The 16,144-nt window shown below is 75.7% G+C and carries 6 protein-coding genes; all 6 read right to left on the bottom strand.

The window, feature by feature from the left end; translation table 11 throughout:
* Complete coding sequence (locus ACF088_RS13755; RefSeq protein WP_392375892.1) at positions 1–1,437, bottom strand: glycosyltransferase; 1,437 nt, start codon at positions 1,435–1,437, stop codon at positions 1–3.
* Positions 1,434–2,225, bottom strand: coding sequence for an alpha/beta fold hydrolase (locus ACF088_RS13750; protein WP_392375890.1), 792 nt, complete (start codon positions 2,223–2,225; stop codon positions 1,434–1,436). The genes ACF088_RS13755 and ACF088_RS13750 overlap by 4 nt, the downstream gene beginning before the upstream one ends.
* A gap of 8 nt (positions 2,226–2,233) precedes the next feature.
* Complete coding sequence (locus ACF088_RS13745) at positions 2,234–2,551, bottom strand: phosphopantetheine-binding protein (RefSeq protein WP_392375889.1); 318 nt, start codon at positions 2,549–2,551, stop codon at positions 2,234–2,236.
* Positions 2,541–7,373: a beta-ketoacyl synthase N-terminal-like domain-containing protein gene (locus ACF088_RS13740; protein WP_392375888.1), complete on the bottom strand. Its 4,833-nt coding sequence runs from the start codon at positions 7,371–7,373 to the stop codon at positions 2,541–2,543. Before ACF088_RS13740 ends, ACF088_RS13745 begins: the two co-directional genes overlap by 11 nt.
* Complete coding sequence (locus ACF088_RS13735) at positions 7,366–14,718, bottom strand: SDR family NAD(P)-dependent oxidoreductase (protein WP_392376022.1); 7,353 nt, start codon at positions 14,716–14,718, stop codon at positions 7,366–7,368. Before ACF088_RS13735 ends, ACF088_RS13740 begins: the two co-directional genes overlap by 8 nt.
* Positions 14,719–15,047: 329 nt before the next feature.
* Entirely contained in the window at positions 15,048–16,091 is a 1,044-nt protein-coding gene (locus ACF088_RS13730; RefSeq protein ID WP_392375886.1) for a 2-hydroxyacid dehydrogenase, read from the bottom strand.
* Positions 16,092–16,144: the final 53 nt, after the last annotated feature.

Here is a 16,144-nt window from a genome sequence, read left to right as displayed (position 1 = left end):
TCACGGTCCCTTCTCGGTTTCGGTCTCGGTCTCGGTCTCGGTGGGGGCGGTGCCGGGTCCGGGCGGGCCGGGGCGCCGGACGGCGGACGGTGGACGGGCCGGGGTGCGGGCCGGGGTGCGGGCCGGCGGAGGCGCCGGGGTGCCGGGCGCCGGATGCGCCGGGTGCGTGGCGCCGGATGTCCCGGGGGGCACGGCGTCGGCCGGCAGCTTCTCCAGACGGTCGGCCGCGGCTCGGGCGCCGCCCGCTTCGGCGAACGACGCCTGGATACGGCGGGCCGCACGGCGGTGGGCCGGGTTGTCCAAAACGGCGGCCAGCGCCTGGTGCAGCTCGTCCGCACGGGCCCGGCCGAACCGCACCCGCACCCCCGCCCCGGCCCCGGTCACCTGACCGGCGACGATCGGCTGATCGTCGCGGACGGGCGCCACCACCAGCGGCAGTCCGTACGCGAGCGCCTCGCACACGGTGTTGTGGCCGCCGTGGCACAGCACCGCGTCGAGGTGCGGCAGCAGGGCGAGCTGGGGGACGTACTCCTGGTGCACCACATGGTGCGGGACGGTCCCGGCGAGGTCCGCGGGGGCCGCCAGGATCAGTTGCACCCGGTCCGCGAGGGCGTCCGCGGCGCGCAGTACCGCGGGGTAGAAGCGGGCGCCCGCCTCCCGGTTGAGGGTGCCGAGGGAGACGAGCACCCGCGCGCGCCCGGGGTCCAGCCGGTGCCACGGGAAGTCTCCGGGGGACGGTCGGGCGCCGAAGGCGGGCCCGACGAAGGCGTAGTGGGACGGATACCGCCCTCTTTCGGGACGGGGCACCGCCTCCGTTCCGCCGGCGGCCGGTGCCTGCGGGCGGGCCCCGTCGCCGGCCGGTCCGCCGTCCCCGATGAGCGCGGGGGTGGAGAAGACCAGGACGAGGTGCGGGGAGAAGCGTGGGTCCCAGCCACCGGGTGCGCCGCATTCGGCGAGCAGTGCGGCGATGCGCTGTGCCACCCACTCCCCCACCTTGGGGACCCCGTCGAAGGGCCGGGTGAATTCGGCCGTCGTGGTCGCCGAAGTTGCCCAGGGCAGACCGTGGCGCCGCGCCACCAGCGGCCCGGCCAGGGCCTGTTGGTCGGCCACCAGCACGTCGGGCGCAAAGGCTTCGACGGCCGCGTGCACCCCGGGCAGCATCGCGCGGGCGAGGGGGAGGAGGACGTCCGCCCACAGGAAGCGCAGGGCCGCGATGCCCCGCAGATCGCGCCACCGCCCGTGCAGGACGTCGATGCCGTCGCCCCCGCTCCGGTCGCCCGCCGGATACAGGAGGCAGCCCGCGGGGAGCAGGGGCGCCAGGGCCGCGGCGGGTCCGGCCCAGGCGACCCGGTGGCCGCGCGCGGTGAGTTCGGCGGCGACGGCGATCGTGGGGTTGACGTGTCCGGCGAGCGGCGGCACGACGAACAGCACTCTCATCGGGCCACCATCCCGGCCCCGTCGCCGAGTCGTTCCAGGACGGCGGCGCAGAGCCGTTCGGTGGCTTCGTTGAGCACGGTGTGTCCCACGCCCGGGAGCACACACAGGTCGCAGTCCGGTGCGCCGGCCGCGAGTTCCCGGGCTCCGGGGAGGAGTTCGGAGTGCTCTCCGTAGACGGCGAGGGCCGGGCACCTCAGCCGGGCGAAGTCGCGGGAGGTGAAGGCGGCGCCCGCCGCGATGTCCTCGATCAGGGAGGTGCGGTTGAGCAGGGCGTCGGCACCGGCGGTCAGCCGGGACTCCTTGCGCCGCCCGAGCGCGGCCAGCTGCTCGGGCAGGCGGCGGTGTTCCAGGCCGAGGGCCGCGACGGAGAGGGTGTCGGTCATGTTCTCCACCCAGTCGCCGGTCAGTTGGGCATCGATCAGCACCAGCGAGGCGACCAGCTCGGGCCGGACGAGCGCGGTGTGCAGGGCGAGCACTCCGCCGTAGCTGTTGCCGACCAGATGGACCGGGCGGCGGTCGAGGCCGAGGGAGCCGAGCAGGGCGGCGAGGTCGGCGACCGCGGTGTCCCTGTCGTAGCCGCCGGGCGGGCGGTCGCTGCGGCCGTGTCCGCGCTGGTCGTAGAGGAGCACCGGGTGACCGGCGCGGGATACGGGGCCCGCCAGGGTGCAGTAGAAGCTCGACAGGTTGTCCATCACGAGACCGTGGAGGAAGACGACCGTGGGGCCGTCGCCGCGGCCCGGGAGCCGCTGGGTGTGCAGGCGCAGCCCGCCCGCGGGGGTCAGGGACACGGCTGCGCTCAGCCCGCGCAGGCCTGGTCGGCGGCGGTGGCCTTGTCGATGTGGACGGCGAGTTCGCCGACCGTCATGGCCAGGATCTGGTCGATGTCCTTCGCCGCGAGGAGGCCGAGGAGGTCCACCGAGCTGCCGTAGCGCTGCTGCAGCAGCTCGGCGAGGGCGACGAACTCGATGCTCTCCAGCGCCAGATCGTCGTTGAAGGTGGTCGCGGGGGTGACCTCGCCCACGACGAGCAGTTCGTCGCCGACGACGCTCACCAGCATGTCGGTGATCTCGGCCAGGATCGTCCCGGTGCGCTCGGGGAGCGGGTCAGCTGCCATGGGTGGCCTCCGTGGAAGTGGGGGTGTCGGTGCCCGTACGGGGCACGGGCGGCGGCCCGGTCCAGGCGACGACATGGTGCGCGGACAGGTCGTGGACGGAGTCGAGGTGGACGAGGTGGGGCCGGCCGTCCGGGGAGTCCACCCGCAGCGCGCCGCCCGGCGCGGATGTCACGGCCCAGTCCAGCGGCCGGCCGCCGAGGCCGCTGCCCGCCGCCTTCGCCGCGGCCTCCTTGGCGCACCACAGGGCGGTGAGCCAGTAGGCGCGGCCCGTCCCTCCGGTTGCCTCGCGGGCCTGCAGGCCGTCCGCCAGGCGGCGTTCGGCCGGGGTGAGGGCGATCTGTTCGAGGGCCCGCGGATCGTCGGTGACGGGCTCGATGTCGATGCCGACGGGGCCCGACCGGTGGGCGAGGGCGACCGCGACGTGGTCCTTGTACGCCAGCGAGAGGTGGAGGCCGGCGGCGAGCGGGCCCTCGGCCCTGGGGCGGCCGTGGGGGTCGTTGCCGACCGAGACCTCGGCAGGAAAGACGGGACCTGCTCCCGACTCCCACAGCAGCTCTCGGACCGCATCCTTGGCGGCGATCCGGCCCAGCAGCCAGCCCGCGCGGGCGCGCGGCGCGCACCGTTCGTAGCGGGCGCGTTCGGCGGCGCCCAGATAGCGGCGCATCACCAGCTCCTGCGAGGCGGGGTCGGTCCAGCGGCGCCGGGCCAGGCACCAGCCGCCCGGCCGGGGTTCGCCGATGCCGCACACCTCCGGGGTGAACTTCATCGGCCACACCCGTTCGTCGGCACCGAAGCGCCGGTACGTCCAGCCCTCCAGGTCCGCCCATACGCCGCCGTCGGCGCCGCGCAGCTCCACATCGCCGCGTACCGAGCCGGGACCCACCTCACGGATCCGGGCGGTGGCCGCCAGCAGCGCGCCCTCGGGGGGCGGGGGCCCGTAGAGCCGAACCCGGTCCAGGGTCGCGGGGAAGACCAGCCGGTCACCGGTGAGTTTCAGCTGCATCCAGTGGCCGAGGAGCTGGCCCGCGGCGTCCAGGAGGGCGCCGGGGGCGGGCAGTGCGCGCAGCGTTCCGCGGATGCCGTCGGCGGCGAGCGTGCTGACCTCGTGGACCCCGGCGAACGCCGGGCCGTGGAACATCCACCGGTCCCGGTAGAGGGCCTCGGCGCTGACGGGCGCCGGCCCGCAGGACGTCAGGGCCGGGGGGCCGGGGGGTGGCGGAGACGGGTGATGTGCCGCGAGATGGACGGTGACGGTGGCGTGGTCGCCCAGGCTCACCCGTACCCGGCCGCCGTCGGCCGGGGTCGCGATGACGGTGAGGTCGACGGGCGGGGCGACCGGCAGCCAGCGCAGGGCCCGGACGTCGGAGTAGCCGGTGACGGTGAGCCCGGGCCGCGCCTCTTGGGCCGCCTCGGCGGCCAGTTCCAGCAGCGTGGTCATGGGGACGACGGGGAAGCGGTCGGCGGGCTCCGGCCAGTCGTCGGGCTGGAGGTAGACGCAGTGGTCGCGGACGTACGGGAGGGTGCCGAGGGAGAGGTGGCGGACGGTGCGGCGGGGGCCCGGTGCGGGGGCCGGACCGGCGGTGCCGCCAGGGACCGGTACGGGGGACGCACCGGCGGTGCCGCCAGGGACCGGTACGGGGGACGCACCGGCGCTGCCGCCAGGGACCGGTACGGGGGACGGACCGGCGGTGCGGCCGACGACGGGTGCCGGGGCGGGCCGGGCGGCCGCGGCGGCGACCGTGCGGGTGGCGGCCCGGGTTTCGGCGAGGACGGCGTCCAGGGCCTGCCGGACGGGGTCCGCGACGGACGACCGGGGGTGCGGAAGCGGTCCGCCGCCCCCTCCCCCTTGGTCCGGCCGCGCTCCGCCGCCCCCTCGCCCTCCCCCTCCTTCGCCCGGCAGCCCTCCTTCGTCCGGCAGCGCTCCCCCGCCCCCTCCCCCTCCTCCCCCTTCGGGGGAGGGGGCGGGGGGTGGGTTCGGGGGTCGGGGAGGGCTCGCGGACGCGAAGAGCCGGCCCCCCGGCGCCGCCCCGCCCAGGCGGACCAGCGGCGAGCCGAGATCGAGCCGGACCGATGCTCCGGCCCCCTCCGGGCCCGTGGCGCGGTCGGCGGCCGGGGCGGCGCCGACGGGCGGAGCCAGCCGCTCCCAGCGCGGATCGAGCCCCTCGGCCCACAACGCGGCGGCAGTTTTCAGGAGTTGCGCCCTTCCCTCGCCGCGGGTGCCGGCTGCCGCCACGGCGAGATGGCCCTCCCCGTGGAGGGTGTCGCCGATGAAGCCGGTAAGACTGCCGGCGCCGATCTGGACGAAGGCGCGTACGCCCGTCTCGTACAGCCGCCTGGTCAGATGCTGGAAGCGGACCGGTTCCAGGAGGTGCCGCAGCACCAACGCACGGACCTCCGAAGGATCTTCGGGGAAGGGCGCGACGGTCGTCGCCGACCATACGGGGACGTGCGGGTCCCGCAGCGGCAGGGCGTCGAAGGCGGCGCCGACCTGGTCGAGGTAGGGCGCCCACATCGGCGTGTGGAAACCGGAGCGGAAGGGCATCTCCTGGGCCCGTACGCCCTGTGCGGCAAGTCTGCGGACGGCCTCGGCCAGCTGCTGCGGAGCGCCGCAGATCACCGACTGGTGCGGGCAGTTGTCGTGGCTGACCGCCACCCGCTCCAGACCTTCCAGTGCCGCGGCCGCCTGTGCGGCACCGCAGCCCAGGGCCGCATAGACCAGATCGGGCACGGCGAGGGAGCCGGGCCGCAGCGAGCCGAGGAAGGTGTCCACGGCCTGCGGCGGGTACATTCCGGCGACCACCATGGCCGTCCATTCCCCGAGGCTGTGGCCGGTCAGCAGATCAGGGACGACGCCCAGTTCGGCCAGGGCGCGGGCGAGCAGCCGGCCGACGGCGAGGGAGTCGACGGCCCGCTCGACCAGGCTGCTGCCTCCGGAGACCGCCGGGCGCGGCAGGGACATCCGGTCGGCGATGTCGTCCACAAGCGGCGGCGGCTCGGCTTCCAGTCCCGGAAAGACGAAAGCGAGCCGCGCTCCCGCCTCCCGGGCGTACGGTCCGAAGAAGGGGCTCGGGGTGAACCACACCTCACCGCGCCCCCGCCAGGGCAGTCCACGGGCGAGGATCTTGGCGGCCAGGGCGCGGCGCTGCGGGGTGGGGCCGAGGAGCGCGAGACGGCAAGGGCCGTCCTCCGCGGGGACGCCGGTGCCCGTGTCCCTCTCCCCCGCCCTCTCCCTTGCGCCCGCTCCCTCCCCTTCTCCCACCTTCCGTAATTTCTCCGCCAGTTCGGCGGGAGAGTGCGCGGCGAGCAGTACGGTGCGCTCCGGCTCCGCCGTCCGCAGCGGGGAGGTGCGGGGCACGGGCGGCTCGGCGGCGGGCCGGCAACCCGGGGCTTCCTCCAGGATGACGTGGGCGTTGATCCCGCCGAAGCCGAAGGCGTTGACCCCGGCCCGTAAGGGTGCCCGTCCGGCGTCCCAGGGTTCGGCCTCGGTGACCGGACGCATCCGGGTCCGTGCCAGGCCCTCGTGCGGCTCGTCCAGGTGCAGGGTCGGCGGCAGGGTGCGGTCGTGCACGGCGAGGGCGGCCTTGATCAGTCCGGCGATCCCGGCGGCCTGCATGGTGTGGCCGAGCATCGACTTCACCGAGCCCAGACCGACTGGCGGCCGGCCCGCGCCAGGAGGCCCGAACACCCTGGCCAGGGTGTCCAGTTCGGCGCCGTCCCCGACCGGGGTCCCGGTGCCGTGGGCCTCCAGCAGGCCGAGTGCGGTGGGGTGTTCCGGATCGAGGCCGGCGCTGCCCCAGGCCTGCTGCAGCGCCCTGGTCTGCCCCTCCGTCCGGGGGTTCATCAGGCTCGACGCGCGCCCGTCCCCCGCCACTCCCGCCCCGCGGATGACCGCGTAGACCCGGTCCCCGTCGCGTTCGGCGTCGGCCAGGCGTTTGAGGAGGACGACGCCGGTGCCTTCGGACAGCAGGGTGCCGTCGGCCCGGCGGTCGAAGGGGCGGATGCACTGGGTGGGGCTCAGGGCCCGCAGCTGGGTGAAGACGCTCCACAGGGTGGCGATATGGCAGTGGTGCACGGCTCCGGCGACCACGCTGTCGCAGCGCCCGGCGGCCAGCAGATCGACGGCCTGGGCCACGGCCAGCAGCGAGGAGGCGCAGGCCGCGTCGAGGGTGTAGGCGGGCCCGCGGAAGTCCAGCCGGTTGGCGGTCCGGGCAGCGGTGAAGCTGGGCACCAGGCCGATGGACGCCTCCGGCCGTTCGGGGCCCAGGCTCTCCTGGAAGGCGTCGCGCAGCGCAGAGATCTTCGGCTCCCCCAGTTCCGGGGCCAGTTCGCGCAGGGTGACGGCGAGCTGGTGGGCCGTTCGGACCCGCTGGTCGAGCCGGGCGGTGGCCACGCCCATGAAGCCGCCGCGGCCGAGTATGACCCCGATACGGGAGCGGTCGGCGGGCAGCCGCTCCGGGCCGCCGGCGTCGGCGATGGCGTCGGCGATGACGCGCAGCGCGAGCAGTTGGTCGGGTTCGGCTCCCGGGACGGTGGCAGGCATGATGCCGAAGCGGGTGGGGTCGAAGGCGGCGAGCTCGTCCAGGAAGCCGCCCCGCCGGCAGTAGAAACGGTCGCTGCGGGCGGGGCCCTCGGCGCCGTGCGGGTCGTAGTAGATCTCGGGGTCCCAGCGGCCGGGTGGCACCTCCGTGATGCAGTCCGTGCCGGCCAGCAGGTTACGCCGGTAGGTGGCGAGATCACCGGCACCGGGGAAGAGCGCCCCCATGCCGACGATCGCGGCGTCCGTGGGGCGGGGCCCGGTCCGCCGGGCACCGGTGTCACTCATCGCCCGCCGCCTCCCCGCCGGCGTCCGCCATCAGGACGACCTGGGGCGAGGCGCCGTGGGCCAGCTCGGCCAGCAAGGCGTCGGCCGCGGCACCGGGGTCCAGGAGCGGGATGCCCCGGCGGGCGTAGGCCCGCTCCAGCTCCGGGGTGACCATGCCGCCCCCGTCGGCCGCCCAGGGCCCCCAGTCGACGGCGAGGACGCGCCCGGCCGTACGGGCCGACCAGGCCCGGGCGAGGGTGTCCAGGGCGTCGTTGGCGGCGGCGTAGTCGGCCTGGCCGCGGTTGCCGAAGACCCCGGCGACGCTGCCGAAGAGGACCAGGAAGCCGGTGTCCTCGCCGGCGGCCTCCAGGAGATGGCGTGCGCCGTCGACCTTGGCGGCGAAGACCCGCGCGAAGGAGGCCGGGTCCTTGTCCCGCAGCAGCTTGTCCTCCAGGGTGCCTGCGCCGTGCACGATCCCGTCGAGCCGGCCGTGCCGGTCCCGGATGTCTTGCACCACGGCGCGGACGGCGGCGGCGTCGGTGACATCGGCCGCGTGGTAGCGCACGGAAGCGGCGAGCGGTTCCAGGGCGGCGAGGGTGCCGGTGACCTCGCGGCGGGCCAGGACGCGGGTGGCCGCCGCCTCGATCCGGGCCGGTCTGCGCAGCCCTTGGGCGAGGAGGGCGGCGCGCAGCGCGATGCGGTCGTGGGCATGCGCGAGCGCCGGGTCCTCGGGGGTCTCGTTCAGGGGCGTACGCCCGAGGAGTTCGAGGTGGCAGCCGTGCGCGCGGGCCAGGGCGTGCGCCGTACGGGCGGTGATGCCGCGCGCGCCGCCGGTCAGCAGCACCACGGAGCCCGCGTCGAGCACCGGCCGGCCGGTGGCGGGCGGGTCGTGCGGCAGTGGCGCGGGAACGGTGCGCAACGTGGTGCGGGTGCCGTTGGTGCGGCCGACGACGACCGGTTGGCCGGGGGCGCAGAGTTCGGCGAGGAGGTGGGCCGCGATGCGTTCGGGGCGGTCCTTCGGGTCGATGTCCACGGCGCGGATCAGGACGCCGGGGTATTCGAGGGCCGCCGTACGGGCAAAGCCGCGCAGCCCGGCGCCGGGCAGGGGATCGGGAGCGTCCTCGGTGGCGTCCTGGCCGAAGGTGCCGCCGGCCGCGGTGGCCAGCAGCAGCCACCGGGCTCCGCCGGTCAGGGCGGTGCGCAGCCCCGCGTACTGTCCGGGCAGTACCGCACCGCGGCCCGCCCGCAGGGCGCTGAGGTCCACCAGTCCTCCCACCCCGTCGGCGGTGACCTCGGCCAGCCGCTCGGCGGGCACGGTGCGGACCCGTGCGCCATGGCTCTCCAGAAGGGCGGTGAGGGCGAGCGCCACGCCCTGGCCGTCCTCCACCACGGCGAAGTCGCTGCCCGCCACCACCTCGGCGGGTGGCCGGCTCGCCGGCGGGCCGAGGGGCGCTGCCTGGACCAGGTAGCGGGTGGGGCGCTGCGGCACGGGGGCGCTGTCGGCTCCGGCCCCGGACCCGGCCCTGGCGGGCGGGTGCACGGTGGTGCGCCGGTGCACGGTGGTGCGCGGGTGCACGGTGGTGCGCGGGTGCACCGTGGCGGGCGGGTGCACCGTGGCGGGCGGCGGGAACTCGGACAACTCGGACAGAGGATCGGATAGCTCGGGCAGGGAAGCGGCCGGTGCGGAGCCGCCCCCGGTGAGGGCCGCTGCCGGACCGGCTCCTGCGAGGCCCGCTGCGGGACCGGCTCCTGCGAGGCCCGCAGCGGGACCGGCCCCTGCGAGGGCCGCTGCCGGCTCGGGCGAGGCGGGTGTCTCCGGTGCGGCCTCGCTGCGGGCAGCAGCGATCCAGTCGACGATGCCGCTGATGGTCTTGACCCGGGAGAGCTGCTCCACCGCCGGCTCCATGGCCCCGTCGGCGTCCTGCGGCAGTCCGATCCGGGCGGCCAGCGCACCGATGATCTCCACGCGCTTGATGGAGTCCACCGAGAGGTCGGCCTCCAGGTCGAGCCCCGCTTCGAGCATCTCGTGCGGATATCCGGTCCGGGTGTGAATGACCTCCCGTACGGCATCGAGGAGTTCGGCGGGGCTCAGAGGCCGTGCCGCGGTGCCGCGCGCCGGCCCGACGGCGGCTTCGACCGCCCCGAACCCGCCATCGGCCCCTGCGTCGGCCCCTGCGTCGACTTCGCCCCCCGCGCCGGCCCCGACGGATGCGGCGTACGACGGGGCGAACTGCTCGGGCACGGTCCTCGGCGGTGCGGCCGCAGCGGCCTCCCCTGCATCCCCCGCCCCCTCTGTATCCCCCAAATACCGCAGCACCACGTCCCGTTGGGCCGCGATGAGCTCTCGCGAGGCCCGCAGATACTCCAGCACCGCACCCTGCCGGGCAAGGCCACCGGCAAGACCACCGGCAACGTCACCGGCAAGGCCACCGGCAACGACACCGGATGCGGTGCCGCCCCCGGACGCCGCACCCTCGCCGGCCCGCCCCGGGTCCACACGTCGCGCGGGGCGCAGCCCGCCCGGCAGACAGGCGCCGTCGGCGGTGCGCACCAGATGCCCGTCGACCAGCCACCCCGGGCGGCGCGGTGCGACCGCGGGCAGCGTCTCGGTACGCCCGTGGAACAGGGCCTCCGGGGCGATCGGGACCCCGGCCGCCGCGAGCCGGGCCAGTACGTGCGGCAGCCGGGCCAGCCCCGGCTCGCCCGGGACGTCCAGCGCCACAGCCGTATGCGGCCGGCCGTCCAGGATGCGCCCGACGAGACCGGTGAGCACCCGGCCGGGCCCGGCCTCCACAAAGGTGCGCACCCCGGCGGCGTACATGTCCTCGATCTGCTCCACGAAACGCACGGGTGCGGCGACCTGGTCTGCCAGCGTGGCACGGACCGCGGACGCCGCACGGCCGTACGGGCGGGCGGTGGCGCCGGACCAGACCGGGAAGGCGGGCACGGCCACCTGCGCCGCGGACAGTTCGGCGGCGAGCACGTCGCGCGCTGCGGCGAGTCGCGGGCTGTGGAAGGCGCAGGCCACCGGCAGCCGGCGCGCCTCTACACCGGCCGCGCGCAGTGCCGCCACCGCCGATTCCACGGCATCCGTGGGCCCGGAAATCACGCTCTGTTCGGGCGCGTTGTGATTGGCGACGACGACCCCGGCCGGGTGGAGCAGCTCCCTGACGCGCTCCGGAGCGGCCACGACGGCGGCCATCGCGCCGGGGTCGTCCCCGGCGGCCCCGAGGATGGCCTCGCCGCGGCGGGCGCTGAGCCGCAGCAGTGTCCCGGTGTCATAGGCGTCCGCGGCCCACAGTGCGGTCAGCTCGCCGTAGGAGTGCCCCGCCGTGCAGTCGGGCCGCACGCCGAGCGTGGTGAGCAGCCGGTGCGCGGCGGCCGAGGCGAGACCGAGCGCCGGCTGGGCGACACGGGTGTCGGTGAGGGCGGCCTGCTGGGCGGCCCGCCGCTCGGGGGTGAAGGCGGTGGGCGGGAACATGGCCGCGACCCACTCCGGTTCGGCCTCGTCCAGGAGGCCGCGCAGGGCGGGGAAGGCGAGGAACAACTCCCTCAGCATTCCCGGGCGTTGACTTCCCTGGCCGGGGAAGAGGAAGGAGACCAGACCGGGGTCGGCGTCCCGGCGGCGCGGATACACCCCCTCGGCGGCGTCGAACCGGCGGGCGGCTGCCAGTTTGGCGGCAAGATCGTCGAGGTCGTCGGCCACCACGCAGACCTGGACCGGCCCGTGCGCCGCGGCGGTCTCGGCGGCCAGGTCGCGCAGCGGCCACGGCCGCCCGGCGGCGTCGTTGTCCGCCAGCCGCGCGGCGAGCCGCTCCATGGCCCGTACGGCGGCGGGGCGGTCGGCCCCCCGGAAGCAGAAGAGTTCGGCGGGCCAGTGCGTCAGGGCGTGGGCGGGCTCGGGCGCACCGTCGTAACCGGCCAGCACGGCGTGGTAGTTGGTGCCGCCGAAACCGAAGGCGCTCACCCCGGCGAAGCGCCGTCCCACGGGGACCGGCCAGGGCCGGGCGCTCCCGGTGTCGAAGCGGAACGGTCCGGTGTCCGCGGCCGGCCGGGTCAGATGCAGGGTCGGCGGCCGTACGCCCGTGTGCACGGCGCGGGCGGCCTTGATGAGCCCGGCCAGGCCGGCCGCGCATTTGGTGTGCCCGATCTGCGATTTGACCGAGCCCAGCGTGCAGCTGCCCGGGGCAGCTCCCGCGGCGTCGAACACGTCGGTCAGGACACCGAGTTCGGCGGTGTCGCCGACGACGGTACCGGTGCCGTGGGCTTCGAGGAGCCCGACCTCGGCGGGGCTGATCCCGGCGCGCCGGTAGGCGCGTTCGAGGGCCCGCCGCTGGCCTTCGGGCCGCGGTGCGGTCAGCCCGAGGGACCGCCCGTCGCTGGAGGTGCCGACGGCCTTGACGACCGCGTAGATCCGGTCGCCGTCGCGTTCGGCGTCGGCGAGCCGCTTGAGGACCAGCGCGCCGACACCCTCGCCGAGCGCAATGCCGTCGGCCGCCGCGTCGAAGGGGCGGCAGCGGCCGGTGGGCGACAGGGCGCGTACGGAGGCGAACATCAGGTAGTCGTTGATGCCGTTGTGCACATCGGCGCCGCCGCACAGTGCCATATCGCTGTCGTGGTCGCGCAGTTGGCGGCAGGCCAGGTCGAGTGCGGCGAGCGAGGAGGCGCAGGCGGCGTCCACGGTGCAGTTGGCGCCGCCCAGGTCGAGACGGCTCGCGATGCGTCCGGCGATGACATTGGCGAGGACGCCGGGGAAGGAGTCCTCGGTCAGTCGGGGCAGTTCGGCGTCGAGTTCGGGCGGCAGGGCCCCCAGGTAGGCCGGGTGGAGTGCGCGCAGGCCGTAGGCGCCCGCCAGTTCGGTGCCCGCTTCGGCGCCGAAGACGACGCTGGTGCGGGCCCGGTCGAAGTCACGCTCGGCGTATCCGGCGTCCGCCAGCGCCTTGGCGGCCGCTTCCAGGGCGAGCAGTTGCACCGGCTCGATGGCGGCGAGGGAGGCCGGGGGGATGCCGTGGGCGAGGGCGTCGAAGGGGATGGCGGGGAGAAAGCCGCCCCAGCGCGACGGGGTGCGTTCGCCCGCCCGCGCGGGGTCCGGATCGTGGTACGTACCGGTGTCCCAGCGCTCGGCGGGTACCTCGGTGACGGAGTCGACGCCGGAGACGATGTTGGACCAGAAGCGGGCGGCGTCGGCCGCGCCCGGATAGCAGCACGCCATGCCGACGATGGCGATGTCCAGCGGTTCCGCCGCCTGCCCCCGGTGTCCGTCCGGTTGCCCGTCGGGGGTCGTGAGCTGCTCCGCCCGGGCCGTGAGCTGCGCGGTGGCCCCCTCGGTCACGGCGGTGTGCAGCGCGGCGACGGTGGTGGTGGCGCTGCGGGCGGTGGCGGCCTGGCCCAGCATGTACAGGCCCTCCCGGCGCTGTTCCCGCTCCCCCACCGGCGCGGGCCGCCCGCCGTCCGTATGGCGCAGGCCCTTGCTCGCCAGGCGCAGCCGTCCGAGGTTGCGCCGCTCCAGTTCCTCCCACCGGGCGCGCGGGTCCGTGCCCTGCGCGGCGAGGCGCCGTCCGGCGGCCGTGAACTCCTCGGCGTAGGCCGTCTCGGCGCAGCGTGTGGCATGGCCCGGTGCGGTCCGCAGCAGGACGGTCCGGTCGCAGGCCAGGGCGGTGTCCTGGAAGCCGGGCAGGACGGCTCCGGTGGCCACGGCCTCCTGGGTGAAGAGGTAAGCGGTGCCCATCAGGACGCCGATACGGGCGCCGAGCCCGGCGAGCGGGGCCGCGGCGGCGGCTGCCATGGCGGCGGAGCGGGCGTCGTGGATGCCGCCCGCGAAGAGCAGGTCCAGGTCCTCGGCCGTCCCACCGTGCGTCCGGGCGTGGACGGTCAGCCGCTCGATCTGCTCCTCCCACAGCGGGAAGCTGGCCCGGGGGCCGATGTGGCCGCCGCACTCCTGCCCTTCGAAGACGAATCTCCGGGCGCCTTCGGCGAGGTAGCGCTCCAGCAGGCCGGGGGCCGGAACGTGGAGGTAGGTCCGGGTACCGGCCGCTTCGAGCGGCGCGGCCTGGGCGGGCCGGCCACCGGCGATGAGCGCGTATGCGGGGGCGAACTCGGCCACGGCGGCGAGCTGTTCGCGGCGGAGTTCGGGAGGTGCGAAGCCCAGCAGGCCGACGCCCCAGGGCCGCTCGCCCAGCCGCCCGGCGGTCTCGGCCAGCAGCCGGCGCACCTGCTCCCCGTCCATGACGGCGAGGGCGAGAAAGGGCAGTCCGCCCTCGGCGGCGACCGCGGCGGCGAAGGCGGACACATCGCTGACCCGGGTCATCGGCCCCTGGGCCACGGGGAGATGGCGGGCACCGGGTCGCGGCGCGAGCGGCCGGGTGCGCGCCGCCGCGACGAGGTGCTCGGTGAGGGCGGTCCGTACCGCCTGTACGACGCCGCCGGTGGTGCGGTGCCGGGCGGCGAGCCGGCCGGCGAACGCCCCGTCCTGGCCGATGGGGAGTAGTTGGGCCTGCAGGTCCCGGGCACCGAGGAGGGCGGCGATGCGGGCGGGGTCGGGATCCGTCGCGGTGGCCCCGGCACGGTCTCCTCCGGCGCCCGCGGCCGCCGCGGGGGCGGTGAGGTCCGGGCGGGTGAGGACCCGGTGGCCCGCGACGAGCGTGGTCTCGCTGCCGTCCATGGCCCGGATGGCGTCGGCGACCGCGCGGGGCAGCCGGGCCGCTCCCTCGGTGGTGAGCGCGAGCTGGGAGTCGAGCAGCACCCCGGCCGCTCCGCCGGCGACGGCCGCGGCGGCGGTGTGCGGGCCGATCCCCCCGGCGGCGAGCACGGGGACCGTCACGGCCGGGTCGGCCAGTACGCGGGCGAGCAGGACGCAGGTGGTGAGTTCGCCGACCCGGCCGCCCGACTCGTGACCCCGGGCGACGAGCGCGGTGGCACCGGCAGCACACGCCGCCACGGCCTCCTCGGGGGTGGTGATCTCGGCCCATACGCGGCACCGCCCGCCGCGTGCCCAGTCGTCCGGTCCGAGGGGCGCTTCGTCCGGACCGAGGGGCGCTTCGTCCGGACCGAGGGGCGCTTCGTCCGGACCGGAGACCGCGTCGTCCGGAGCGGGGGCCGTGCCCGGGCCGGCGGCGTACGCCCGCGGGTCCGCCGCGTACGCCCGCGGGTCGGCGAGCAGCACGGTGTCGGTCCCGTCGGGCAGATCGGCGGGCGTGAGCGGACACCCCACCGGTACCCGCACACCGTGGCGTAATCGGCCGAGCCGGGCGAGCGCGTCGCGCGCGGCAGCGGCGTCCCTGCCGAGGTCCAGCAGTCCGAGTGCGCCGGCGCGTTCGGCAGCCACGACGATCCGCTCGCCCGGCTCCTCGAAGGGCGAGAGCACGATGACGAGGTCACGGCCGGAGAGCGGGGTGCCGGACAGCGGGGTGCCGGAGTGGGGGGTGCCGGGGAGAGGGGGCCAGGGGGCCACGGGCGCTCCTTCTGCTGGGGGCGGACACGCTTACCACTGCCACCTGCGGTGACCAGCGGTCAGATGCGAAAGGCAGGCCCTGACCCGCTGATACCGCGTTGCATGGTGGAGCCACTCCCATGCACTGTCAACGCACGTGCATCAGGCGGTAGTTGATTCCGCCAAGGTCACCCAGGTGCCGTGTCACCTCCGCCACCACCCCGCCACCTGGGCGAACACACACTCGAAGACCGGTTCCCCACCTCTCAACTGGCTTGAAATACACCATGGTTGGCGCAGTGCACCAGCGGCTCGCCGCGCAGATAGCGGCCGGCCTCCGCAGCGGCGATCCGTGCGGCCTTGTGCGCGACTTCCTGGCTGCCGCCCGCGATGTGCGGGGTGAGCACCACGCCGGGGGCGGTCAGCAGCCGGGAGCCGGCGGGCAGCGGCTCCTCGGGGAAGACGTCGAAGCCGGCGCCGGAGAGCTGTCCGGAGTCCAGGGCATCGCAGACCGCGTCGTAGTCGAGGAGCGCTCCGCGGGCACAGTTGACCAGGATCGCGCCGCGGGGCATCGCGGCGATCTCCGTGCGCCCGATCATGCCCGTGGTCTCCTCGGTCACCCGGGCGTGCAGGGAGACGATGCGGGAACGGGTCAGCAGTGCGTCGAGCGAGACCTGTTCGGCGAGGCCGGACAGCGCCTCGGGGCGGACGTAGGGGTCGTGGACGAGGACCTGGGCACCTATGGCGGCGAGCACCTTGGCGACCCGGCTGCCGATGGCGCCGAAGCCGATCAGCCCGACGGTGGCGCCCTCGATCTCGATGCCGCAGTTGTCGTAGTCGTAGTAGTCGCCGCGCCAGACGCCGCGGCGCAGATCGGTGTGGGTGTCGCCGACGCCGCGGGCGGCGGCCAGCATCAGGGTGAGGGTGTGCTCCGCGGTGGCGGTGGCGTTCCGGCCGGGGGCGTAGCAGACCGCGACACCGTGCCGGGTGGCGGCTTCGATGTTGACGTTGACCGGGCCGCCGCGGCTGGTGCAGAACAGCTTCAGATCGGGACAGTGGGCGAGAATCCGCTCGGTGAGCGGGCCGTGCTCGGTGACACAGATCTCGACGCCTTGCAGAGCCTCGATCATTTCGTCCTCAGTGCCGGAGGCCTCGATGACCTCGGCGACCGGGCCGAAGGGGGTGTGCGGCCAGTCGAATTGGATCTCGCGCACATCCAGCGGCGTGTCCCCGGCGGCCTCGTGCACGGCCCGGGTGAACAGGCCCGGGCGGATGAAGTGGTTGCCGGCGGCGAGGACGGTGGTGCTCATGAGGGCTTCTCCTGAAGGGCGGGGGCGGCGGTGACGGTGCGGTGGCGGCGGTG

The sequence above is a fragment of the Streptomyces sp. NPDC015125 genome (genome assembly GCF_043080045.1).
Taxonomy (GTDB): domain Bacteria; phylum Actinomycetota; class Actinomycetes; order Streptomycetales; family Streptomycetaceae; genus Streptomyces.
Note: the sequence above shows the minus strand (reverse complement) of the source record. Positions and strands in the feature narration are given on the sequence as shown.